Source organism: Streptomyces sp. NPDC002602 (assembly GCF_042889445.1).
Classification (GTDB): domain Bacteria; phylum Actinomycetota; class Actinomycetes; order Streptomycetales; family Streptomycetaceae; genus Streptomyces.
The window spans coordinates 18754-40994 of record NZ_JBIAQX010000014.1 but is presented as its reverse complement, the minus strand read 5'-3'; the positions used below and the strand labels follow the sequence as shown (position 1 = coordinate 40994).

Annotated in this window: 20 protein-coding genes; 12 read left to right on the top strand and 8 right to left on the bottom strand. The window is 72.0% G+C overall.

From position 1 onward, the window contains the following. Nucleotides 1-242: 242 nt before the first annotated feature. Together ACFYW3_RS28980 and hemL are read right to left on the bottom strand one after the other, a co-directional pair. Nucleotides 243-890: a histidine phosphatase family protein gene (locus ACFYW3_RS28980; RefSeq protein ID WP_107089081.1), complete on the bottom strand. Its 648-nt coding sequence runs from the start codon at nucleotides 888-890 to the stop codon at nucleotides 243-245. An 83-nt stretch (nucleotides 891-973) separates the two neighbouring features. After that, nucleotides 974-2296 (bottom strand): glutamate-1-semialdehyde 2,1-aminomutase, encoded by a 1323-nt coding sequence (gene hemL / locus ACFYW3_RS28975; RefSeq protein WP_351750038.1) that lies wholly within the window; start codon nucleotides 2294-2296, stop codon nucleotides 974-976. 295 nt (nucleotides 2297-2591) lie between these two features. On the opposite strand from hemL, the gene ACFYW3_RS28970 reads away from it, so the two are divergent. The 3 genes from ACFYW3_RS28970 (at nucleotide 2592) to ACFYW3_RS28960 (ending at nucleotide 6291) form a co-directional block, all read left to right on the top strand. Then, the gene (locus ACFYW3_RS28970; RefSeq protein WP_351750039.1) at nucleotides 2592-3029 is read left to right on the top strand and encodes a hypothetical protein; all 438 of its coding nucleotides are present in this window, start codon (nucleotides 2592-2594) and stop codon (nucleotides 3027-3029) included. Nucleotides 3030-3592: 563 nt separating this feature from the next. Then, entirely contained in the window at nucleotides 3593-4342 is a 750-nt protein-coding gene (locus ACFYW3_RS28965; RefSeq protein ID WP_351750040.1) for a Mut7-C RNAse domain-containing protein, read from the top strand. 314 nt (nucleotides 4343-4656) lie between these two features. Continuing rightward, nucleotides 4657-6291: an FAD-dependent monooxygenase gene (locus ACFYW3_RS28960; RefSeq protein ID WP_389387833.1), complete on the top strand. Its 1635-nt coding sequence runs from the start codon at nucleotides 4657-4659 to the stop codon at nucleotides 6289-6291. Nucleotides 6292-6496: 205 nt separating this feature from the next. Here ACFYW3_RS28960 and ACFYW3_RS28955 read toward each other — a convergent pair whose 3' ends face one another. After that, on the bottom strand, nucleotides 6497-6943 hold the full coding sequence (locus tag ACFYW3_RS28955) for a hypothetical protein (protein ID WP_389387832.1): 447 nt from the start codon (nucleotides 6941-6943) through the stop codon (nucleotides 6497-6499). Nucleotides 6944-7270: 327 nt separating this feature from the next. Here ACFYW3_RS28955 and ACFYW3_RS28950 point away from each other — a divergent pair, with 327 nt between their 5' ends. Further along, complete coding sequence (locus tag ACFYW3_RS28950; protein WP_389387831.1) at nucleotides 7271-8032, top strand: SDR family NAD(P)-dependent oxidoreductase; 762 nt, start codon at nucleotides 7271-7273, stop codon at nucleotides 8030-8032. A gap of 39 nt (nucleotides 8033-8071) precedes the next feature. On the opposite strand, the gene ACFYW3_RS28945 is transcribed toward ACFYW3_RS28950, so the two are convergent. Then, nucleotides 8072-8698, bottom strand: coding sequence for a GNAT family N-acetyltransferase (locus ACFYW3_RS28945; protein ID WP_389387830.1), 627 nt, complete (start codon nucleotides 8696-8698; stop codon nucleotides 8072-8074). Between the two features lie 47 nt (nucleotides 8699-8745). Then, nucleotides 8746-9939 (bottom strand): RtcB family protein, encoded by a 1194-nt coding sequence (locus tag ACFYW3_RS28940; RefSeq protein ID WP_389387829.1) that lies wholly within the window; start codon nucleotides 9937-9939, stop codon nucleotides 8746-8748. A gap of 193 nt (nucleotides 9940-10132) precedes the next feature. On the opposite strand from ACFYW3_RS28940, the gene ACFYW3_RS28935 reads away from it, so the two are divergent. The 3 genes from ACFYW3_RS28935 to ACFYW3_RS28925 all read left to right on the top strand — a co-directional run bounded on the left by ACFYW3_RS28935 (nucleotide 10133) and on the right by ACFYW3_RS28925 (nucleotide 13626). Then, nucleotides 10133-11062, top strand: coding sequence for a DUF3558 domain-containing protein (locus ACFYW3_RS28935; RefSeq protein WP_389387828.1), 930 nt, complete (start codon nucleotides 10133-10135; stop codon nucleotides 11060-11062). A gap of 135 nt (nucleotides 11063-11197) precedes the next feature. Next, a complete protein-coding gene (locus ACFYW3_RS28930; protein ID WP_351750047.1) occupies nucleotides 11198-12037 on the top strand; it encodes a DUF3558 family protein in 840 nt (279 codons plus the stop codon). Nucleotides 12038-12153: 116 nt separating this feature from the next. Continuing rightward, nucleotides 12154-13626 (top strand): DUF2637 domain-containing protein, encoded by a 1473-nt coding sequence (locus ACFYW3_RS28925; RefSeq protein ID WP_389387827.1) that lies wholly within the window; start codon nucleotides 12154-12156, stop codon nucleotides 13624-13626. A 178-nt stretch (nucleotides 13627-13804) separates the two neighbouring features. Here the strand turns inward: ACFYW3_RS28925 and lysS are convergent, their stop codons facing one another. Continuing rightward, the gene (lysS, locus tag ACFYW3_RS28920) at nucleotides 13805-15532 is read right to left on the bottom strand and encodes a lysine--tRNA ligase (protein ID WP_389387826.1); all 1728 of its coding nucleotides are present in this window, start codon (nucleotides 15530-15532) and stop codon (nucleotides 13805-13807) included. A gap of 177 nt (nucleotides 15533-15709) precedes the next feature. Between lysS and argS the strand changes: the two genes are divergently transcribed. Next, nucleotides 15710-17482, top strand: coding sequence for an arginine--tRNA ligase (argS, locus tag ACFYW3_RS28915; protein ID WP_351750050.1), 1773 nt, complete (start codon nucleotides 15710-15712; stop codon nucleotides 17480-17482). 213 nt (nucleotides 17483-17695) lie between these two features. Next, nucleotides 17696-19252: a hypothetical protein gene (locus ACFYW3_RS28910; RefSeq protein ID WP_389387825.1), complete on the top strand. Its 1557-nt coding sequence runs from the start codon at nucleotides 17696-17698 to the stop codon at nucleotides 19250-19252. 79 nt (nucleotides 19253-19331) lie between these two features. Here the strand turns inward: ACFYW3_RS28910 and ACFYW3_RS28905 are convergent, their stop codons facing one another. Then, on the bottom strand, nucleotides 19332-19730 hold the full coding sequence (locus tag ACFYW3_RS28905) for an ATP-binding protein (protein ID WP_389387824.1): 399 nt from the start codon (nucleotides 19728-19730) through the stop codon (nucleotides 19332-19334). 151 nt (nucleotides 19731-19881) lie between these two features. On the opposite strand from ACFYW3_RS28905, the gene ACFYW3_RS28900 reads away from it, so the two are divergent. The 3 genes from ACFYW3_RS28900 to ACFYW3_RS28890 all read left to right on the top strand — a co-directional run bounded on the left by ACFYW3_RS28900 (nucleotide 19882) and on the right by ACFYW3_RS28890 (nucleotide 21650). Continuing rightward, nucleotides 19882-20667, top strand: a complete 786-nt coding sequence (locus ACFYW3_RS28900) for a Scr1 family TA system antitoxin-like transcriptional regulator (protein WP_386939301.1) — start codon at nucleotides 19882-19884, stop codon at nucleotides 20665-20667. Continuing rightward, nucleotides 20664-20912: a DUF397 domain-containing protein gene (locus ACFYW3_RS28895; protein ID WP_389387823.1), complete on the top strand. Its 249-nt coding sequence runs from the start codon at nucleotides 20664-20666 to the stop codon at nucleotides 20910-20912. Before ACFYW3_RS28900 ends, ACFYW3_RS28895 begins: the two co-directional genes overlap by 4 nt. 111 nt (nucleotides 20913-21023) lie before the next feature. After that, entirely contained in the window at nucleotides 21024-21650 is a 627-nt protein-coding gene (locus ACFYW3_RS28890) for a hypothetical protein (RefSeq protein WP_389387822.1), read from the top strand. A 121-nt stretch (nucleotides 21651-21771) separates the two neighbouring features. Here ACFYW3_RS28890 and ACFYW3_RS28885 read toward each other — a convergent pair whose 3' ends face one another. Further along, on the bottom strand, nucleotides 21772-22044 hold the full coding sequence (locus tag ACFYW3_RS28885; protein WP_053682948.1) for a DUF1876 domain-containing protein: 273 nt from the start codon (nucleotides 22042-22044) through the stop codon (nucleotides 21772-21774). Nucleotides 22045-22241: the final 197 nt, after the last annotated feature.

Here is a 22241-nt window from a genome sequence, read left to right as displayed (position 1 = left end):
ACGGGCCGCGGTCACGGGCCGAGGTGGGCCGAGGTCACGGGCCGAGGTGGGCCGAGGTCACGGGCCGAGGTGGGCCGAGGTCACGGGCCGAGGTGGGCCGAGGTCACGGCCGCCCACGAACGGCCCGGACAACCCCGAACGGCCCGCACGGCCCGGACCGACACGAAAGGGCCCGAGCCCCCCGAGGGAGGCCCGGACCCCGACGAAGCACCGGCCCCGACGAAGCACCGGCCCCGAAAGGCTCAGGCTCCGAAGGCCTTCGACTTCCCCTTCACCGGCTTCGCACCGGCCAGCAGATGCGCCGGCACCAGATCCCGGGCCGGCTCGCTGTAGCCCACCGACACCAGCTTGTCGCCCTGGTACGTGAACGAGGTCAGCGACGCCAGCGTGCACTGACGGCGCCTCGGGTCGTGCCACAGCCGACGCTTCTCCGCGAAGCTGCGCACGATCCAGATCGGCAGTTGGTGGCTGACCGCCACCGCCTCGTGACCGCGGGCCGCGTCGCGCGCGGCCTCGATGGCGCTCATCATCCGCACCACCTGCTCCACGTACGGCTCGCCCCAGGACGGCTTGAACGGGTTCGTCAGGTGCTTCCAGTTCTCCGGCTTGCGCAGGGCGCCGTCCCCCACGCCGAAGGTCTTGCCCTCGAAGACGTTGCCCGCCTCGATCAGCCGGCCGTCGGTCGCCAGGTCCAGACCGTGCACCTTCGCGACGGGCGCGGCCGTCTCCTGCGCCCGCTCCAACGGGGACGCCACCACGTGCGTGATGTCCCGGCCCTGGAGGTGCTCCGCGACCCGGTCGGCCATCTGCCGGCCCAGCTCGGAGAGGTGGTAGCCGGCGCGCCGGCCGTAGAGCACACCGTCCGGGTTGTGCACCTCACCGTGGCGCATCAGGTGCACGACGGTGATGTCGACGGGGTTGGCGGGGCCGGTGGTCCCGGCGCCCGCGGCCGTTTCGTTGGTTCCCTCGGTGCTCATGCGGTGGCCTCCGCCGCTGCGCGGGCCGCGGCGGGCAGGGCCGCGGCGATCCGCTCGATGGCCCGCTCGTCGTGGGCACTGGACACGAACCAGGACTCGAACGCCGACGGCGGCAGGTAGACGCCCTGTGCCAGCATCGAGTGGAAGAAGCCGTTGAAGCGGAAGGACTCCTGCTTCTTGGCGTCGTCGTAGTTCCTCACCTCGTTCTCGGTGAAGAACACCGAGAACATGTTGGAGGCGGTCTGCAACCGGTGCGCCACACCCTCCTTGCTCAAGGCCTCGGTGACCAGCGCCTGAACCTGGGCGGAGACCGAGTCGACCTTCTCGTACGTCGCGTCGTCCAACAGCCGCAGTTGCGCCAGACCGGCGGCGGTCGCGATCGGGTTCCCGGACAGGGTGCCCGCCTGATAGACCGGGCCCACCGGCGCCAGGTGGCCCATGACGTCGGCGCGGCCACCGAACGCCGCGGCCGGGAAGCCGCCGCCCATGACCTTGCCGAAGGTCATCAGGTCGGGCTTGACCCCGTCCACGCCGTACCAACCGGCACGCGAGGTGCGGAAGCCGGTCATCACCTCGTCCGAGATGTACAGGGCGCCGTTCTCCCGACACACGTCCGCGAGCCCCTGGTTGAAGCCGTCGGCCGGCGTCACCACGCCCATGTTGCCGGGCGCCGCCTCGGTGATCACGCAGGCGATCTCGCCGGGGTGCGCGGCGAAGGCCGCCCGTACCGCGTCGAGGTCGTTGTACGGGAGCACGATCGTGTCCCCGGCCTGCGCGCCCGTGACACCCGGGGTGTCGGGAAGGGCGAAGGTCGCCAGGCCGGAACCGGCCGCGGCCAACAGCGCGTCGACGTGACCGTGGTAGCAACCGGCGAACTTCACGATCTTGGCTCGACCGGTGAACCCGCGGGCCAGCCGGATCGCCGACATGGTCGCCTCGGTGCCCGAGGACACCAGGCGGACCTGCTCGACGGGCTCGACACGCGCGACGATCTCCTCCGCCAGCGCCACCTCGCCCTCACCGGGCGTACCGAAGGACGTGCCGCGGGCGACCGCGGCCTGCACGGCCTCGATCACGGCCGGGTGGGAATGGCCGAGGATCATCGGCCCCCACGAGCAGACCAGGTCGACATACTCGCGGCCGTCGGCATCGGTCAGATACGGACCGGTACCAGACACCATGAACCTGGGCGTACCCCCCACCGCGCGGAAGGCGCGCACGGGAGAGTTCACGCCGCCGGGCGTCACAACGGACGCGCGCGTAAACAGGTTCTGCGAGACTGGGGCTTCATACGGATACGGGTAGCTCACACCAGCCATGGTCTCAGAGGCCGCGACAGACTTGCGGACGGGCGTTTCACCGCGCCGCCCCGGGGGAGGTCACTGCCATGATGATCAGGCTGCGTGGCGGGGGCCGCGGGGCCGGGGCAGGCAATACCAGTCGGGTGGAGATATGCAACGCGGTGGTGGACCGGGCGAGGGCACGGACGGCCTGGACCCGCAGCGCGCCCGTGATGCCCGCCGCCGAGGAAAGCACCGGCGCCGGGCCGCGGACGCGGCAGATCCCGTACCAGGCCCCATCCGGTCACCCGACGGCCTCCCCAGGGGGCGCGGCATGGGCGTGACGTACAAGTACTTCGGCGCCCCCGACGGCGCGACCGCGGCCCGGGTCCCGGTGACCATGCGTCCCGAGGAACTGGGCGGCGACGAGCTCGGCATGGGCGGCCTGTTCACCAAGATCAAGCCGGAGACGGTCGCGGCGATGGTCCTCACCGGCATCGAGGGCATACCGCTGCACAAGGTGCCTCCGCTCGAACTGGTCGTCCTCCACCCCGACTACGCCGTGGTCAAGCTGCCGATGACGGTGGTCGACCCGCTGCGCGGCGTGGGCGAGGAGACGGTCGGCGCGGCCGCCTTCATCTGGTCCACCGTCCCGGACCGCGGCGGCCCGCGTGACGCGTTCAACGTCTACCAGCTCCTCCACGAGTGGCAGGACTTCTCCCACCGCCTCCACGAAGCGGGCCACCAGCCGTACTGCCTCGTCTGGCCCTGACCACCCCGGGCGGGCCGACTGTGACCGAGGTCACGGACAGAGCACCGACCGGCCATCCACCCACGGCAAGGCACGGCGGGCGTAGGCAGCACCCTCCCCGCACGGCAAGGCGCGGCGGGCGTGGACAGCGCCCTCCCCGCACGGCAAGGCGCGACCCGGGCCCCGCCACCCGGGCTCCGGGCCGTCGCGGGGCCGGGCGCGGGCAGCGCCTTCCCCGCGCGGCAAGGCGCGGCGGGCGCGGGCAGCACCTTCCCCGGACGGCAAGGCACGGCAGGCGTAGGCAGCGCCCTCCCCGCACGGCAAGGCGCGGCCTGGGACCCGCCACCCGGGCCCCGGGCCGTCGCGGGGCCCGGCGCGGGCAGCACCTTCCCCGCACGGCGAGGCACGGCGAGGCACGGCGGCCGTAGGCAGCGCCCTCGGCGAGGCGCGGCCCTGGCCCCGCCACCCGGGCTCCGGGCCGTCGCGGGGCCGGGCGCGGGCCCGTGACGAGGCCGCCGCCACCACGTCACCCGCCACCGCGTAATTCCGCCGCACCCCCATCCGGCCGATGGCATGCTGACCCTGTGAACGGACCCGGGATTCAGCTCACCCTCGCCCCTGAACTGCACGTGTTCGCCCCGCCGAGCCGGCGCGCCGCACGCGTGCCGACGACCACCGACGGCGCCTCCAGCCTCGGCCACGTCGTCGAATCGGCCGGCGTCCCGCTCACCGAGGTCGGCCGGATCCTCGTCGACGGGCAGGAAGTGCCCGTCTCCCACGTGCCCCGGGAGGGCGAGTCCGTCGAGGTCTTCGCCGTCGACCGCCCCCAACAGATCGCGCAGGGCCTGCCCGACACTCCCCTCCGTTTCCTCCTCGACGTGCACCTCGGCACCCTCGCCCGCCGACTGCGCCTCCTCGGTGTCGACACCGCCTACGAGAACGAGGACATCGGCGACCCGGCCCTCGCCACCCGCTCCGCCGCCGAGCGACGCGTACTGCTCTCCCGTGACCGAGGCCTGCTCCGCCGCCGCGAGATCTTCGCGGGGGCGTACGTGTACAGCGACAACCCCGACGAGCAACTGCGCGACATCCTCAGCCGATTCGCCCCGACGCTCACGCCCTGGACCCGCTGCACCGCCTGCAACGGCCCCCTGCGAGCGGCCGACAAGGACAGCGTGGGCGATCGCCTCGAACACGGCACGCAGCGCTCCTACGACGTCTTCGCCCAGTGCGCCGACTGCGAGCGCGTCTACTGGCGAGGCGCCCACCACGCGCGCCTGGAACGAATCGTCGACGAAGCGCTCGCGGAATTCGGCGACGACGCCAACGCCTGAGGACTGTCCCGCAATCCCCGGTGGATCGGCGCACGGCGTCGGCGCGGTGCGTCGCACGGCGGAGGGACGTCCTCACACTGGGCGCATTCGGGTGTTCCGACAACGCGGCGAGGCGCCGTGGCCGGCGTCGTGCGCCCGCCAGGGATTGCGGGACGGCCCTTGAGGTGTCCGCAAAGTCCCGCCTCGCCTGCGGACGCCGGCGCCACTTCGTGACCACCCCCGGGCCGGCCGCTCGAATTCTGCCGGGCGACAAGACCCGAAACGATGGCCTGGATCAGCTCCACGGAGGCCCCCGGCCGGCAGACTGCCGGGGCATGACAGACGCTGCCGCCAAGGACATCGTCGACGTGGTCGTCGTCGGCGCCGGCCCCACCGGGCTCCTGCTCGCCGGTGACCTCGCCGCCACCGGACTCTCCGTCACCCTCGTCGAGCAACGCCCCCGCACCGCCGCCAACCTCACCCGCGCATTCGCCGTCCACGCGCGCACCCTCGAACTCCTCGACGCGCGCGGCCTCGCCGACGAACTCGTCTCCACCGGCCGACGGATCGACCGCGTACGCCCCTTCGGTGGCATGCCCCTCTCCCTCCAACGCCTGCGCTCCCGCTACCCCTTCGTGCTCATCACCCCCCAATATGAGACAGAGAAACTCCTGGAGCGTCGCGCTCTGTCCACAGGTGTGCACATCCGGTACGACTGTCGGATCACCGGCCTCCAGCAGGACCGCGACACCGTCACGCTCACCCTCACCACGACCGGGCACCCCACGGACGCCGCCGGCTCGACGGACACGGTCCACCCGACGGACGAACCGGTCCACCCCACCCAGGTGATCCACGCCCGCCACGCGGTGGGCGCCGACGGGGTCCGCTCCACCCTCCGCGAAGCCCTCGGCCTGCCCTTCCCCGGCAAGGCGGCCGTCGTCCGCTCGATGGTCCTGGCCGACGTCCGCCTCACCGACCCGCCGCAGGACGTCCTCACCGCCAACGGCACCGCCGACGCCTTCGCCTTCCTCGTCCCCTTCGGCGACGGCTGGTACCGCGCCATCGCCTGGCGCCACGACACCCCGGCCGCGTCCCACACCCCCGCCGCCCCCGATACCCACGTCAGCCCCGTCAGCCCCGTCGACCCCGTAAGCCCCGTCGACCCCGTCAGCTCCATCAGCCCCGTCGACCTCGACGAGGTGCGCGACATCACCCGCCAGGCCCTCGGCACCGACCACGGCATGCACGACCCCCGCTGGATGTCGCGCTTCCAGAGCGACGAACGCCAGGTCCCCCGGTACCGCGTCGGTCGCGTCTTCCTCGCCGGCGACGCCGCCCACGTCCACTCCCCCGCCGGCGGCCTCGGCATGAACACCGGCCTGCAGGACGCCGCCAACCTCTCCTGGAAGCTCGCCGCCGTCCTCCACGGGCAGGCCCCCGACCCCGAGGCCCTCCTCGACAGCTACCACCGCGAGCGCCACCCCGTCGGACGCCGCGTCCTGCGCGTCAGCGGGGCCCTCGTCCGCACCGTCATGGTCGGCGGCCCCGTCCTGCGCACCGCCCGCAGGCTCGCCACGGGTGTCCTCGCCCGGGTCGGACCCGCCCAGGACCGCGCCCTCGCCACGATCTCCGGTATCGGCATCGCCTATGCGCCGCCCGCCGGCGTGCGCCGTCCCACGCTCGCGGGCCGGCGCGCGCCCGACCTGCCGCTCGCCGGGGGCCTGCGGCTGTACGAGGCCCTGCGCGCCGGCGGCTTCGTCCTCGTCACCCCGCCCGGCCGGGCCACCCCGCCCGGAGCGCCCCTGGCCCACCACCAGTGGCGGGCGGACGACCGTACGGCCTGCGTTCTCGTGCGCCCCGACGGATACCTGGCCTGGAGTGCCGAGCACGCCTCGGACTCCGAGATCGCTGCGGCCACCGCCCACTGGCTGCTCCCCGGACCCGAAGCCGGAAACCACAAGCCATAGCCCACGCCCCGCAGCCACAACCCACAATCCGCAGCCCGCAGCCCGCAGCCACAGCCCGCAGCCACAGCCCGCAGCCGAAAGCCGTCACCCGGGGCGGAAGTCCCCGGGCGACGGCTTCCGTACGCAGCGCCCGAAGCCAGGAGCACGAAGCCACCACCCGAGGCCCGCGACCCGGAACCGGAAGGCCCGCGCCCCGCCGCCCCGCTCAGAAGGCGTACGAGTCGCCCGTGTCCAGCGCCAGCACCACGTGCTCGTTGTTCATGTGGTTCCGGTCGGTCGCGCCGCCGTTCCAATACGTATCGACCCGCAACACCACCTCCGGCACCGGCTCGCGCAGCGCCAGCAGCAGCCCGATGTGTCGACCCTGGCCGTGCTCCGGCAGCGCGCCCGTCTCGCAGACCACCTCGCGCAGCCCCGCCCGGGCGCAGCCCTCGGCAAGCTCCTGCCGATCCGCGAGGTCGGTCGAGAGCCGGATCCGCACCGTGGCATTGGGCAGCGCCGACGGTCCCTCGTTCTCCGGGACCAACCAGACCCGCAACTGCGCGTGCCCCAGGGAGACCCTCCCGTGGTACGCCACATCCGCCTCGGGCCCCGCCGACGCCCCGGCGCCCCCGGCGCCTCCGACGCCCGCGAGCAGCAGCAAGCCCGCCATCACCACACTTCGTACGGCACCACGGCGCACCGACACCACCTCCTCGCGCGGACGCTAATGGGCCCACGGCTCGACCGGTCGGACCATCACACGAAAGTGGGCGTGCCCACCCGCTCCCGGGGCCGACCGGCGGCATCCACCCGGCCGCCTATGCTGGCGGGGAATCGTCCGTACGCACGACGAACGCACGACCCGAGAAACAAGACGCACCACCCGCGACGCGCGACACGCAACGCACGACCCGCAACGCACGACGCACCACGCACGACCCGCAACGCACCACGCACCACGCACGACACGCCCACGATCGAACGAGGAGCCCCGCCCATGAGCACGGCCACCCGAACCGCCGTAGTCACCGGCGCGAGCAGCGGAATCGGTGCGGCCACCGCCCGGCAGCTCGCCGCAGCCGGCTACCACGTCGTTCTCACCGCCCGCCGCAAGGACCGCATCGAGGCCCTCGCCGCCGAGCTGACCGAGGCCGGTCACCAGGCCACCGCGTACGCGCTCGATGTCACCGACCGAGCCGCCGTCGACGCCTTCGCCGCCTCGCTGGAGCGCTGCGACGTGATCGTGAACAACGCCGGCGGAGCCCTCGGGGCCGAGCCCGTCGCCACCGGCGACCCCGCCGACTGGCGCACGATGTACGAGGTCAACGTCATCGGCACGCTGCACGTCACCCAGGCGCTGCTGCCCGCCCTCGTCGCCTCCGGTGACGGCACCGTCGTCGTGCTCTCCTCCACCGCCGGTCACTCCACCTACGAGGGCGGCGCGGGCTACGTCGCCGCCAAGAACGGCGCCCGCGTCCTCGCCGAGACCCTCCGCCTGGAGATCGTCGGGCAGCCCGTGCGCGTCATCGAGATCGCCCCCGGCATGGTCAAGACCGAGGAGTTCGCGAGGACCCGCTTCCGGGGTGACGCGGAGAAGGCGGAGAAGGTCTACGCCGGCGTCGCGGAGCCCCTCTCCGCCGATGACGTGGCCGACACCATCACGTGGGCGGTGACCCGCCCCAGCCACGTCAACATCGACCTCCTGGTGGTCCGCCCCCGCGCCCAGGCCTCGAACACGAAGGTCCACCGCGAGCCGTAGCCGTCGCCCCGGCCCCCGCCTCAACCCGCCGGCCCCGCCTCAGCCCGCCGCGCCCGCCCCACCCGCCGCCAACGGACGCGCGTACTCGACCTGTTCGAGGAGGTTGCCCTCCCCGAAGTCGAAGGCGCGCGCGGTGCCGCACTCCGCGAAGCCGCACTTGACGTAGAAGCGGCGGGACTGCGGGGTGTCGCGCAGGGTCCACAGGTGCACCCCGGCGTACCCCTGCGCGCGCAGGGGGCGCAGGGTCTCGTCCATCAGGGCGGCGGCCACGCCGGTGCCCCAGCCGTCGGGGTGGGCGTAGAAGCTGGCGATCTCCGCGAAGTCGGGCCGGCTCGCGGAGGGGAGCGTCACGGACAGGGCCAGGGGGCGGCCGTCGACCACGGCGAGCAGCGTGACCGCCGCACCCGCCCCGGACCCCGCCCCGGACCCGGCCCCCGCCCCGGACCCGACCCCGGACCCCGCACCCGCCCCGGACCCCACGCCCACGGCAGGCGCCACACCCCCCGCCTCCTCCGCGACCCGCCGGTGCCACCGCGTGCGCCGGTCGGCCACGGCGCGCGCCGCGAACCCCGGCTCGAAGAAGGGGGCGTAGGCCACCTGCCACGCCGCGGCGTGGATCTCGCCGAGCGCGTCCCCGTCGCCTGGGCCCGCGCGCCGGATCTCCACCGCCCCGCTCGCACCGTGCCGCGGACCGCCGGCCCCGACCATCGCGCTCAGCCCTTCACACAGATGACCTGCTTGAGCTTGGCCACCACCTTGACCAGGTCGGTCTGCTGGTCGATGACCTGCTCGATCGACTTGTAGGCCCCGGGGATCTCGTCCACGACCCCGGTGTCCTTGCGGCACTCCACACCCCGGGTCTGCTCCTCCAGGTCCCGCGCCGAGAACCGCTTCTTCGCCGCGGTGCGGCTCATCTTGCGGCCCGCGCCGTGCGAGGCGGAGTTGAAGGACTTCTCGTTGCCGAGTCCCTTCACGATGTACGAGCCCGTTCCCATGGATCCGGGGATGATCCCGAAGTCGCCGCTGCCGGCGCGGATCGCGCCCTTCCGCGTGACCAGCAGGTCCATGCCGTCGTACCGCTCCTCGGCCACGTAGTTGTGGTGGCAGCTGATCTCCTGCTCGAAGGAGACCTTCGCCTTGCGGAACTCCTTGCGGACGACCTCCTTGAAGAGGCTCATCATCGCGGCACGGTTGTACTTCGCGTACTCCTGCGCCCAGAAGAGGTCGTTGCGGTACGCGTCCATCTCCGGGGTGGCCGCGAGGAACACCGCGAGGTCCCGGTCGACCAGGTTCTGGTTGTGCGCGAGGTCACGGGCCACGCCCATGTGGTGGGCGGCGAGTTCGTTGCCGATGTTGCGGGAACCGGAGTGCAGCATCAGCCAGACCGCGCCCTCCTCGTCGAGGCAGAACTCGATGAAGTGGTTGCCCGCGCCCAGCGTGCCGATCTGCTTCGCGGCACGTTCCCGACGGAACTTGACCGCGTCGGCGAGGTGGTCGAAGCGCTGCCAGAGGCTTTCGTAGCCCGGCACCGAGAAGCCGTACAGCCGGTCCGGGTCCACGGGTTCCCGGTGCAGGCCCGTCCCCACCGGGATCGCCTGCTCGATCTTCGACCGCAGCTTCGACAGGTCGCCCGGCAGGTCGTTCGCCGTCAACGAGGTCTTGACCGCGGACATGCCGCAGCCGATGTCGACGCCCACCGCCGCCGGACACACCGCGTCCTTCATGGCGATGACCGAGCCGACCGTGGCGCCCTTGCCGTAGTGGACGTCGGGCATGACGGCCAGGCCCTTGATCCACGGAAGGGTGGCGACGTTGTGCAACTGACGCATCGCGCTGTCCTCGACGGACGCCGGATCCGTCCACATCCGGATCGGGACCTGCGCCCCGGGCACCTCTACATACGACATAGCAGCCTCAAAACCCCGTTAACCACAGGAAAGTATCAATACGCAAAAAGCCTCGCTCTTCATCCCAAACCAGACTTGGGACCGGCGCCGGCACCAGCGTGTGCGATAGACATTGTTTCCATCCGCGCCCAAGTCGCGGCAACGCATTTTCCTGACCGTCGGGCGGCCGGCCGGTCGAAGGGAGCCATTGGACGTGCAGCGCAAGGCGGTACGACGCCCGGTCCTGTCGGGCATCGCGATGCTCACCGCACTCGCGGCCGGCATCACCGGCCTCACCGGGTGCACCGAGGGGAACGGCATCGGGAGCAGCAGCGACGCGAAGGCCGGCGACAACACCTCGGCGCCCGCCCAACCGGGGAAGTACCGCAGCCTGCCCGCACCCTGCAAGGCCATCGACGCGAAGCGGCTCAAGGCCATGCTGCCCGCCGCCGAGAGCCTCACCGACGAGCAGCGGGAGAAGCTGTACGCCGGGGTCGCGGACGCCTCGTACGACGGCGACCGGCGCGTCGGCTGCCGGTGGAACTCCCAGACGCCGCAGGAGCGGCTGCTGCTGTCGGTCGGGTTCGAGCGCGTGGTCTCGTACGACCGCGCCACCACGAGCGACGACGACAAGGCGCGCCAGGTGTTCGTACGGCGCCTCACCGAAGCCCACCTGCCCTTCCCCGGGCCCACGGGCAGCCCCACCCCGGGCTCCTCGACGGCGCCCGCGCCCAATTCCCCCATCGCGCCCCCGGCCACCGGGAGCCCGGCCCCGAGCGCCCCCCCGAGCGCCCCTCCGAGCAGCACCCCGAGCGCCCCCGGTACGAGCCCCTCCGGCACTCCCGGCGGTACGCCGTCCGGCAGCCCGTCCGGCAGCCCCTCGCCCACCGCGGCCCCCGAGCTGGGCTCCCGCGTGCTGGAGGGCCTCGGCACCGAGGCGTACGTCGAGGACAAGCTCGGCACCCCCGACGCCACGGCCGCCCGGGCCCGGACCGTGCGCCTCGTGTTCCGTACCTCGAACGTCATCGTGACCATCGAGTACAGCGTCCAGCCCGCCCTCCCCGCCGTCGTCCCCCCGAGCGGGGAAACCCAGGACAGCGTGCGCCAGTTGGCGCAGGCCCTGGTCGAGCGTTTCAACGACTGACCCGGCCCGCCGCCGGGGGCGTACGGGTCCCGCGTGACGGCGCGCACAGCAGGCGGACGCCGGGTCGAGCTACCGTTGCTCGCGTCCCGCGCCCGCAATGCGCCCCCAAGAAGAGCCTCAACGACTGAAGGAACCATGCACCGATCAGCCTCGCGCCTCACCCGAGTCCTCGCCTGCGCAGCAGTCCCGATGATCCTCACCGTCGCCGGCTGCTCCTCCGATTCGGGCAAGGACTCGGGCTCGGACAGCGCCAAGAAGAAGTCCGACTCCTCCTCGTCCTCGAAGCCGACCCCGAAGGCCTCGGCCACCCTGGAGAAGGTGGCGTACCTCTCACTGCCCGACCCCTGCAAGGCGATACAGGCGAAGACCATCGAGACGCTCGTCCCGGAGGCGAAGGACAAGGACGGCGCGGCCACCAAGTCGAACGACCTGTCCACCCGCGCCAGCTGCTCCTGGAACGGCCTGGACGAGGACGGCCTGAAGGGCTCGCAGTACCACTGGCTCTCGATCTCCCTGGTCCGCTACGACTCGCACGCCTCCCTCGGCAGCGGCAACAAGCGCGCCGCGGAGCAGTACAAGAAGCAGGTGGAGGCCGCGAAGGCCTCCGAGGGCGCGCAGGAACTCAAGACGGAGCCGGCCGGCGGGATCGGCGACGAGGGCACCTCGGTGGCCTACAACCTGAAGAAGGACGTCGAGTTCCTCAACAACACCATTCTGGTCCGCGCCCAGAACGTCGTGGTCACCCTCGACTACAACGGTGCCGCGTACGAGGGCGCCGCCGCCCCGGACCGCGCCAAGCTGCTCGAGGACGCGACCGTCGCGGCCCGCGAGATCGTGGCCTCGGTCGACGCCGCGGGCAAGAACGCCCCGGCCGCGAAGCCGTCCGCGAAGCCGTCCGCGGAGCCCTCGAAGTCGGGCGAGCCGTCCAAGGCTCCCGAGCAGTCGCCGTCCGCGCAGGCCACCCAGGAGAGCTGACCGCGAGGATGACCGTGGGGACGGGGTCGGGGACGGACGTGGGGCTGACAGCCGGTCATCCGCGCGCCACCCGTACTCTGTGCCTGCCATAGCTCGTCAAGGGGAGGGGATCGCGGGTGGCCGCGATGCAGCTGACTCGCACGCACCGCATATTGATCGGTGTCGTGGTCGCCGGTGCCGTGGTCATCGCGGGGATCGGTTTCGCGGGCTCGTACGCCGCGGTGCGCGCGCTGGCGCTGCAGAAGGGCTTCGGCAGCTTCTCGCTCGTGTTCCCCATAGGCATCGACATGGGCATCTGCGTGCTGTTGGCGCTGGACCTGTTGCTGACGTGGATACGGATCCCGTTCCCGTTGCTGCGCCAGACCGCGTGGCTGCTGACGGCGGCGACGATCGCGTTCAACGGCGCGGCGGCCTGGCCGGATCCGCTCGGCGTGGGCATGCACGCCGTGATCCCGATCCTGTTCGTGGTCACCGTCGAGGCGGCCCGGCACGCGGTGGGTCGGATCGCGGACATCACCGCGGACCGGCACATGGAGGGCGTGCGGATCACCCGCTGGCTGCTGTCGCCCCTCCCCACCTTCAAGTTGTGGCGCCGCATGAAGCTGTGGGAGCTGCGCTCCTACGAGCAGGCCGTCGGCATGGAGCAGGACCGGTTGATCTACCAGGCGCGCCTCCAGGCCCGGTACGGGCGGGCCTGGCGCCGCAAGGCCCCCGTCGAGGCGCTGATGCCGCTCAGGCTGGCCCGCATCGGGGTGCCGCTGGCGCAGACCGCCCCGGAGGGACTGGCGGCGGCGGGCATCGACCCGGTGCTGCTGCCCCCGGCGGCTCCCGGCGCGACGGCCCTCCCCGAGGTCCAGGCCGCCCAGGCCCTGGCGGAGACCCCCGCGCTCACGGCCGCGACGGCGCGCCTCCAACCGTCCGCCACGCCCACGCCCGCCCCGGCGCCCGCGCCCGAGCAGGCCGCGGCCCCCGTACAGGCACCACCACCGCAGCCCGCACAGCCCGGCCCCGCACAGCCCGGCCCCGTACAGCCCGAGCCCGTACAGCCCGAGCCCGTGCAGCCCGGCCCCGCCGAGGCCGGACCGGTGTTCCAAGGCCCGGCGCCCTTCGCGGTGGATCCGACGGCCATGCCGGCGGCGCACAACAGCGCGTGGTTCGCCGCGCCGCTGGCCCCGCAGGCCGCGTACGAGGGTGGCTACAACCCGCAGTACGTGGAGGGGCTGGAGCCGATCCCGGTGATGCCCCCGACCGGCCCGGAGGAGCAGCGGCGGCCCGAGCAGCAGGAGCTGCCGATCCCGGCCCCCCGCGCCCAGGAGGCCGCGGCCTCTCAAGCCGACACCGACATCTACGCCGACACCGACACCGACGACGCCCAGGTCGACGAGGCGAAGTTCGCGGAGGCGGCGTACGAGGTCTTCCGCGCCTACCTCGACGAGTTCTCCCAGTTCCCCACGCCCGAGCAGGTCGACATACACCTCTCGGACCGGCACGGCATCGTGCACCCGCGCAGCGCCTCGATGATCCGGCGGCTCATGCCGGAGCTGAAGCAGCGCTACCAGCGCGACCTGGAGAACGAGCACATCGCGTAACCCGGAGCCCGCAACCCGGAGCCCGAAGCCCCGAGCCCCGAGCCCGAAGGAAACGGCCGGCACCGCAACGCCGCAGGCACCACCGGCAGCACCCGCACCGCACGCGCGAGGGCCCGCACCCCCCAGGGGGTGCGGGCCCTCGCGCGTCGTACGCGGTGCCTCGGCGGGTTCGGCCGCCTCAGACGGCCAGCAGCTTGCGCACCCGGTCCGCCCCGACCGCCAGCAGCAGCGTGGGCAGGCGCGGCCCGGTCTCCCGGGTCACGAGCAGCCGGTAGAGCAGGGCGAAGAACGTCCGCTGCGCGACCTTGAGTTCCGGCGTCGGCTTGGCGTCGGGCTCCAGGCCGGCCATGACCTTCGGCACGCCGTAGACCAGGGTGGTGAGCCCGTCCAGCGACCAGTGCGAGTCGAGCCCGTCGACCAGCAGCCGCAGGGACTCGCGGCCCTCCTCGTCCAGCGAGGACAGCAGCTCGGTGTCGGGCTCCTCGCGGACCAGCGTGCGCTGGTCGGCCGGGACCTGGGTGGTGATCCAGTTCTCGGCGCGGTCCAGACGCGGCCGTACCTCGTCGAGCGAGGTCAGCGGCGACGTCGGGTCCAGGTCGGACAGGATGCGCAGGGTCTGCTCGTCGTGCCCGGCGGTGATGTCGACGACGGACGCGAGCGTCCGGTACGCCATCGGCCGCGGGGTGCGCGGCAGTTCACCCTCCGCGGTGCGGACCGCGCGGGTGTGCGCGGCCGCGTCGGCCGGCAGCACGGAGCCGTCGGCGACCTTGGACTCCAGCTTGTCCCACTCGTCGTAGAGCCGCTGGATCTCCTGGTCGAAGGCGATCTTGAAGGACTGGTTCGGCTTGCGGCGCGCGTACAGCCAGCGCAGCAGCTGCGGCTCCATGATCTTCAGCGCGTCGGAGGGCGTCGGGACGCCACCCTTCGAGGAGGACATCTTGGCCATGCCGCTGATGCCGACGAACGCGTACATCGGACCGATCGGCTGCTCGCCGCCGAAGATGTGCACGATCTGCCCGCCGACCTGGAACGACGAGCCGGGCGAGGAGTGGTCGACGCCCGAGGGCTCGAAGATCACGCCCTCGTAGGCCCAGCGCATCGGCCAGTCGACCTTCCACACCAGCTTGCCGCGGTTGAACTCGCTGAGCTTGACCGTCTCGCTGAACTCGTCCTCGGTGCAGACGTAGGTCAGCTCCGTGGTCTCGTCGTTGTAGGACGTGACCGTGGTGAAGTCCTTGCCGCACTGAGCGCAGTAGGGCTTGTACGGGAAGTACCCGCCCTCGGCGCTGCTGCCGTCGTCCTCGGCGGCCGCGCCGGAGCCCTCGGCGGCCTCCAGCTCGGCCTCGTCGACCTGCTTCTGCTGGGGCTTCTTGCCGCCCGGCTTCTGCTTGGTGCGGTACTGGTCGAGCACGGCGTCGATGTCACCGCGGTGCTTCATCGCGTGCAGGACCTGCTCGCGGTACACACCGTTGGTGTACTGCTCGGTCTGGCTGATCGGGTCGTACTCGACGCCCATCTCGGCGAGCGCCTCGACCATCGCGGCCTTGAAGTGCTCGGCCCAGCTGCCGTACGCGGACCCGGCCGGGGCGGGGACGGCGGTCAGCGGCTTGCCGATGTGCGCGGCCCACGTCTCGTCGACGCCGGGGACGCCGGCCGGCACCTTCCGGTAGCGGTCGTAGTCGTCCCACGAGATCAGGTGGCGGACCTCGATGCCCCGGCGGCGGATCTCGTCCGCGACCAGGTGCGGGGTCATGACCTCGCGGAGGTTGCCCAGGTGGATCGGGCCGGAAGGGGAGAGTCCGGACGCGACGACGACAGGTTTGCCGGGTGCTCGGCGCTCCGCCTCGGCGATGACCTCGTCCGCGAAACGGGAGACCCAGTCGGTCTCGGTGCTGCTCTGAGCCACGACACGTCCTTCTACTCGAATGCTGGCTTCGCCATTCTCCCAGACGGAACGGGCCGCTCCGAGGTTGCTCCCCGCACCCGATATCCCGCGAAAGCGAAAGGCCGCGCGTGGGATACTCGGCACTTGTCGGAACAACCAAGTGCACCCACCGGCACAACCTCACAGGAACGGCAGCTCATGGCCTCGGTCCCTTCCCTCGCTTCTTCCGTCAATCAGCGCGTCGCGGACGCCCTCGCCTCGGCCCTGCCGGAGGCCGGTGGCGCCGACCCGCTGCTGCGACGAAGCGACCGGGCCGACTTCCAGGCCAACGGCATCCTGGCGCTCGCGAAGAAGGCCAAGGCCAACCCGCGCGAGCTGGCGACGACCGTGGTCGAGGGCATCCCGACGGGTGACCTGATCAAGGAGATCGAGGTCTCGGGCCCCGGCTTCCTCAACATCACGATCACCGACAAGGCGATCATCGAGACCCTCGCCGCGCGGGCCGGCGACGACCGCCTCGGCGTGCCGCTCGCCGAGCACCCGGGCACCACGGTGATCGACTACGCCCAGCCGAACGTCGCCAAGGAGATGCACGTCGGTCACCTGCGGTCCGCCGTGATCGGCGCCGCGATGGTCGAGATCCTGGAGTTCACGGGCGAGAAGGTCGTCCGCCGGCACCACATCGGCGACTGGGGCACCCAGTTCGGCATGCTCATCCAGTACCTGATGGAGCACCCGCACGAGCTGGACCACAAGTCGGACGAGGAGGCCTCCGGCGAGGAGGCCATGTCCAACCTGAACCGGCTCTACAAGGCCTCGCGCGCCCTCTTCGACTCCGACGAGGAGTTCAAGACGCGCGCCCGCGCCCGGGTCGTCGACCTCCAGGCCGGCGAGCCGGAGACCCTCGCCCTGTGGCAGCGGTTCGTGGACGAGTCGAAGATCTACTTCTACTCCGTCTTCAACAAGCTGGACATGGACATCCAGGACCCCGACGTGGTCGGCGAGTCCGGCTACAACGACATGCTCGTGGAGACCTGCAAGCTGCTGGAGGACTCGGGCGTCGCCGTCCGCTCCAACGGCGCGCTCTGCGTCTTCTTCGACGACGTCAAGGGCCCGGACGGCAACCCGACCCCGCTGATCGTCCAGAAGTCGGACGGCGGCTTCGGCTACGCCGCCACCGACCTCTCCGCGATCCGCGACCGGGTGGGCGGGCTGAACGCGACCACGCTCCTCTACGTGGTCGACGCCCGTCAGTCCCTGCACTTCAAGATGGTCTTCGAGACCGCCCGCCGCGCCGGCTGGCTGAACGAGGACACCAAGGCCGTGCAGTTGGCCTTCGGCACCGTCCTCGGCAAGGACGGCAAGCCGTTCAAGACCCGTGAGGGCGAGACGGTGCGGCTGGTGGACCTGCTGGACGAGGCCGTCGAGCGGGCGACCACCGTCGTCCGGGAGAAGGACGCCGACCGGGGCCTCCTCACCGAGGAGGAGATCGTCGAGAACGGCCTCCAGGTCGGCATCGGCGCGGTCAAGTACGCGGACCTCTCCACCTCCGCCGCCCGCGACTACAAGTTCGACCTGGACCAGATGGTCTCGCTCACCGGCGACACCTCCGTGTACCTCCAGTACGCGTACGCCCGGATCAAGTCCATCCTGCGCAAGGCGGGCGACCGTTCCCCGGTCGCGCACCCGGAGCTGGAGCTGGCCCCGGCCGAGCGCGCGCTGGGCCTGCACCTGGACCACTTCGGCGAGCTGGTCGCGGAGGCCGCCGGGGAGTACGCCCCGCACAAGGTGGCCGCGTACCTCTACCAGTTGTCCTCGCTGTTCACGACCTTCTACACCGAGTGCCCGGTCGTGAAGCCGGAGCCCGAGCTGGTCGTGGGCGAGAACCGCCTCTTCCTGTCGGACCTGACCGCCCGCACCCTCTCCAAGGGCATGGCCCTCCTCGGGATCCGGACCCCCGAGAAGCTCTGACACTCCCGTACGCACGACCCGTACGCGCTCGACCCCGCCCCCGGTAGTCCGATTCCGGGGGCGGGGTCTTTTTTCGGCCACCTTGAGAAAGTTGAATGTCGATCAATCGTGATCTGGGAGCCCTCCCCGGGGCCCACTCCGACCCCTAATCTGAGCATGTTCAGTTGAGGGTCGGGGCCGGAACGTCCGTGGCCGACATGGGGGGAAATCGAAGTGAAGCTCAAGCGCATGGCCCTGGTCGCGGCTGCCGCCGTCGCGGGTCCGACCGTTCTCGCCGCCACGCCGGCCATGGCCGCCGACCAGCCGGCAGTGATCGTTCCGGACACCGCGCCGAAGGAGGACGCCGCACCGGCGACCGACGGCGCCCCGGCCGCGCAGCAGCAGAACCAGGCCAAGCCGGCCCCGGTCGCGCCGACCGCCCCGACGGGCTCCCCCGCCGCCACCCCGGCCCCGAAGACCTCCGAGACTCCGAAGGCACCCCAGGCCCCGCAGGCGCCCAAGGCCCCGCAGGGCGAGAAGTCGGGCGAGACCGGGATCCCCCTGGGGGACGAGCTGCCCGACTCGATGCTGATGGGCCCGGAGGTCACCGTCCAGGGCATCCCGAAGGACGGCTTCCGGCCCGGGGGCGGCTGGACCAACCTGACCGTCAAGGTCGACAACGGCGGCCACATCGCCGTCAAGAACTACGTCCCACACCTGTCGATCATGGAGCTCGAGGGCCGCTTCAAGGCCTCCCAGATCAAGGTCGAGTACCGCGCCGCCGGCCAGAGCGGCGCGGCCTGGAAGTCCGCCGCGCCGATCCAGAGCGAGGAGATGGGCCCCGGCATCCAGTACGACCTGGGCCAGACCCCCTCGATCGCCCCCAACGCGAAGTACTCCCTCGACGTGCGCGTCAGCTTCGCCGCGGACATCGCCGTCCTGCCCTTCGAGATCTACACGGACGGCTCCAGCACGACCGCCGCCGGCGTCGCCCACTCCCCCGCCTCCTGGTACACGGCCAAGATCACCGGTGCGGAGGACGGCGAAGAGATCCCGATGCCCGTCGAGGGCCCCGCGCTCACCGTGAACGGCGTGCCGAAGGGCGGCTTCACGGCCGGAGCCGACTGGCAGAACCTCTCGATCCACGTCGACAACACCGGTAAGCAGCGCCTCCGACAGCTCGACCTGGCCCTGATCATGGCGCGCCCCGACTGGGTCTCGATGAAGTCCTCCCAGATCGCCCTGGAGGTCTACAGCAAGGACGCCCAGGGCAAGAAGGGCTGGCACAAGGCGGACTTCCACGACGAGGACGGCGTCTTCTTCGGCTTCGAGTTGGCCGGCGGTACGGTCGAAGCGGGCAAGAGCTTCGACGTACAGGTACGCATCCGCTTCTCCGCCGACGCCCCGACCGGAGACCTGACCCTCGGCGTCGCCGGCTGGGCCACGGTGAACGAGGACACCGGGGAGTTCGCCGAGTCCCACTCCGACGGCATCCTGACGAAGATCAAGAAGGCGGGCACGGGCACCGGAACGGGCACGGGCAACGGCAACGGCAACGGCAACGGCAACGGCAACGGCAACGGCAACGAGCACACCACCGACGGCGACTCCAAGCCGATCAACCAGAACCCCGGCGGCAACGGCGGCAACGGCGGCGGAGCCGGCGGCGAACTCGCCGCCACCGGCAGCTCCCCCGCCACCAGTTGGGCCCTCGGCGCCGGCGGCGTGGCCCTGGCGATGGGCGCCGCCCTGGTGGCCGGCACCGGCCGCCGTCGCCGCCCCACCGCCTGACCCGCACGCACAGGCACGCACCCACGCGCACCCGCCGTACGAGGAACCCCCGCCGCCCGCCACGGGCCGCGGGGGTTCCTCACGTGTCGTACTCGCACCACACCACCTTCCCGGGCACGCACGGCACGACCCCCCACCGGTCCGCGAGCGCCGCGACCAGCAGCAGCCCCCGGCCCCCCTCCACGCGCACGTCCCGGTCCTCGATCCGGGGCCGCCCGCCCCCGCTGTCGTGCACCTCGATCCGGACCGCGCCCTCGAAGCGCAACAGCCGCAGCCGATAGCCCCGGCCGGGCGGCACGCCGTGCAGCAGGGCATTGGTGGCCAGCTCACTCACGCAGAGCAACAGGTCGTCCCGGCGGGCCGTCACCTCCCACGCGTCGAGCGTCTCACCCAGGAACTCCCTTGTCGTACGCACGGTTTGTCGGCTGCGCGGATAGAACCGCTCCCGCACCAGGGCGGGTTGAATATTCACGTTCACGGGGCGATGGTCGCGGTGCGTGACTAGCGTGAGTGAGACGACCGACTCGTACTCCTCACTGAGTACGGGTTGGTACGGCTATCACTCGGGCGCAGGTGGGGAGTTCGGTTGCATGCCACCAAGGAAGAGGCCTCGGCCCAATTCGACCGCGATGAAGATGGTCGGCGAGATGGTCGCCGCCGCCCGACTCGCCAAAGGACTGACCCAGCGCGCACTGGCTCTGGAAGTGCCCCTGGACATCGAGACGCTGGCCTCCATCGAGCAGGGCCGCCGTGTCCTGATGCCCGATGTCGCCGAGCGGATGGACCGGATCCTGGGCCTGCCCGGGATGCTGACGGTCGCCGCGAACAAGATGCCCGAGGTCGACAGCATCCCGCCGTGGGCCGAGGAGTACATGGAACGCGAGCTGGAGGCGCTCGCCCTGTCCTGGTACGACACGCTGACCGTGCCGGGGCTGCTCCAGACCGAGGAGTACGCGCGGTCCGTCCTCGGCTGCCGCGTGCCGTACCACGGCGAGGACTGGATCGAGTTGCAGACCGCCCGCCGCATCAAACGACAGGTGATACTGCGCCGCCCGGCCCCGCCCACGCTCAGCTTCGTGATCTGGGAGGCCGCCCTGCGCGACCGGATCGGCGGTGACGCGGTCCACCGCGAGCAGGTGCGGCACCTGCTCGCCTGCGCCGATCGGCCGGGCATCGCCCTCCAGGTGCTGCCCCTGGGCATCACCGCCCACGCGGGCCTCGCAGGTCCATTCACCCTGCTGGAGACCCCCGAGCACCAACACCTCGCGTACTCCGAAACCCAGCGCGGCAGCATCCTCGTGCGCGACCCGAACGAGGTCAGCATCCTCACCCAGAAGTATGCGATGCTGCGATCCCAGGCCCTCAACTTCGATGAGACGAGGGGCCTGTTGGACCGGCTGCTAGGAGAGCGATGAGCACCGAACTCGCGTGGTTCAAGTCCAGCTACAGCGGCAGCGAGGGCGGCGCCTGCCTCGAAGTCGCCGTCGCCTGGCGCAAGTCAAGCCACAGTAGCGACGAGGGTGGCCAGTGCGTCGAGGTGGCCACCTGCTCCTGCGCCGCCGGCCAGGTGCACGTGCGGGACTCCAAGGTGGCGCACGGTCCCACCCTGACCCTCGCCCCGCACACCTGGACCCGTCTGACCGACTGGGTCCGCGACTAGAACCGGAACACCCTCGGGCCGCCACCACCCTGTGACGCGGCCCACGGGAACGTTCCCCTCCTCGGCCTCCTCCTCGGGGTGTTGGCATTCACCACCCCCGGGGGAGCACGCATGAACGTCACCGCCCGACACCACACCGGCACCGCGCTGGCCGCCCTGCCGACCGTCGACGGCCTGGCACACCCGTACTGGGCCACCGACGCCACCTGGCCCGCCGCCGACGAGCGCACCCTGTCGCTCGCCGTGCTCGGCACGGAGGTGCCCTTCGGCCCGCCCGTCGTGCCGCCGCCGGCCGCCATCACCCTGACCGGCGCCACCGCCGTCCTCGCCCACTCCCGCGGCCGGGGCTGCCCGGCCACCCGCCTGCTCACCGCCGCCGCCGTCACCCCCGCCGCCGGACTCGCCGTACGCGGCCTCGCGGGCCTGGGCTGGGCGACCGCCTGGGCTGGGCGACCGGGCTCCTCGACGGCCCCGGACGCCACCCCGGAGGCGCTGATCGCCGCCTTCACGGCCCTGCGGCCCTGCGCTCACTCCGGGACCCGGAGACCCTGTACGGCCGGGTACGGGCCATCGTGGTGCGCGAGGCCGTACGGATCGCCCGGCGGGCCGCCCCTGCGCGGCCCGCCGAACTCGCCGACGTACCCGGGCGCGGCGACCCGCGCGGGCCGGTGCTCTCGTACGCCCAGGGCGACGGGCCGGCCCTCCTGGTTCTCGGCGGCGGCCTCCCAGGCCGTCTGACCTGGCAGTACGCGGTGCGCGGCGGCGCCCAGCGGCGCGGCCCGCCGGAAGGGGCGCTGCGCGCCCTGACCCCGCCCCGGCGCGCACGCCGGGGCGGGGTCAGGTCAGCGGTTGAGCGCCGTCAACGGTTGAGCGGGTACGAGTGTCGTCCCGTGGCCTCGTCGATCTCCGTGTGCGCCTTCTGCAACATCTGACCCGCGAGGTCCATCAGCGCCCTCGCTCCGGCGATCTCCTCGCCGACCCGCAGTTGATCCGGGTCCGACGGGTGGCGCATGGCATAGCCGTGCGCCCTCATCTCGGAGCCGTCCGCGAGCCTCACCATGGCCGCCGCACCCGTGCGGTGTCCCTCTTCGGAGAATTCCAACTCCACGTGCCATCCGACGAGCGTGGACATGCTGCACCACCTCCAGGATCACCCTGCTTCCAGGGTGCGCCCGCCGACGCCTGGCCGCGACCTCCGCCGGTCGCCGGCGCGCGGCGGGCGACGCACGATGGAAGAGGGGACCCGGGGGCCGGCGGCTCGCAGAGCCGCCGCCCCACCCCCCCCCCCTCTCCACGACACAACACGACACGAGCCGCGCATGTCACGCA

What these genes read in the sequence shown, in the direction of transcription:
- ACFYW3_RS28980 (WP_107089081.1), bottom strand. Translation starts at nt 890, where the DNA reads ATGCGCCACGGTGAGGTGCACAACCCGGACGGTGTGCTCTACGGCCGG.
- hemL (WP_351750038.1), bottom strand. Translation starts at nt 2,296, where the DNA reads ATGGCTGGTGTGAGCTACCCGTATCCGTATGAAGCCCCAGTCTCGCAG.
- ACFYW3_RS28970 (WP_351750039.1), top strand. Translation starts at nt 2,592, where the DNA reads ATGGGCGTGACGTACAAGTACTTCGGCGCCCCCGACGGCGCGACCGCG.
- ACFYW3_RS28960 (WP_389387833.1), top strand. Translation starts at nt 4,657, where the DNA reads ATGACAGACGCTGCCGCCAAGGACATCGTCGACGTGGTCGTCGTCGGC.
- ACFYW3_RS28955 (WP_389387832.1), bottom strand. Translation starts at nt 6,943, where the DNA reads ATGGCGGGCTTGCTGCTGCTCGCGGGCGTCGGAGGCGCCGGGGGCGCC.
- ACFYW3_RS28950 (WP_389387831.1), top strand. Translation starts at nt 7,271, where the DNA reads ATGAGCACGGCCACCCGAACCGCCGTAGTCACCGGCGCGAGCAGCGGA.
- ACFYW3_RS28940 (WP_389387829.1), bottom strand. Translation starts at nt 9,939, where the DNA reads ATGTCGTATGTAGAGGTGCCCGGGGCGCAGGTCCCGATCCGGATGTGG.
- ACFYW3_RS28930 (WP_351750047.1), top strand. Translation starts at nt 11,198, where the DNA reads ATGCACCGATCAGCCTCGCGCCTCACCCGAGTCCTCGCCTGCGCAGCA.
- argS (WP_351750050.1), top strand. Translation starts at nt 15,710, where the DNA reads ATGGCCTCGGTCCCTTCCCTCGCTTCTTCCGTCAATCAGCGCGTCGCG.
- ACFYW3_RS28900 (WP_386939301.1), top strand. Translation starts at nt 19,882, where the DNA reads ATGAAGATGGTCGGCGAGATGGTCGCCGCCGCCCGACTCGCCAAAGGA.
- ACFYW3_RS28895 (WP_389387823.1), top strand. Translation starts at nt 20,664, where the DNA reads ATGAGCACCGAACTCGCGTGGTTCAAGTCCAGCTACAGCGGCAGCGAG.
- ACFYW3_RS28890 (WP_389387822.1), top strand. Translation starts at nt 21,024, where the DNA reads ATGAACGTCACCGCCCGACACCACACCGGCACCGCGCTGGCCGCCCTG.
- ACFYW3_RS28885 (WP_053682948.1), bottom strand. Translation starts at nt 22,044, where the DNA reads ATGTCCACGCTCGTCGGATGGCACGTGGAGTTGGAATTCTCCGAAGAG.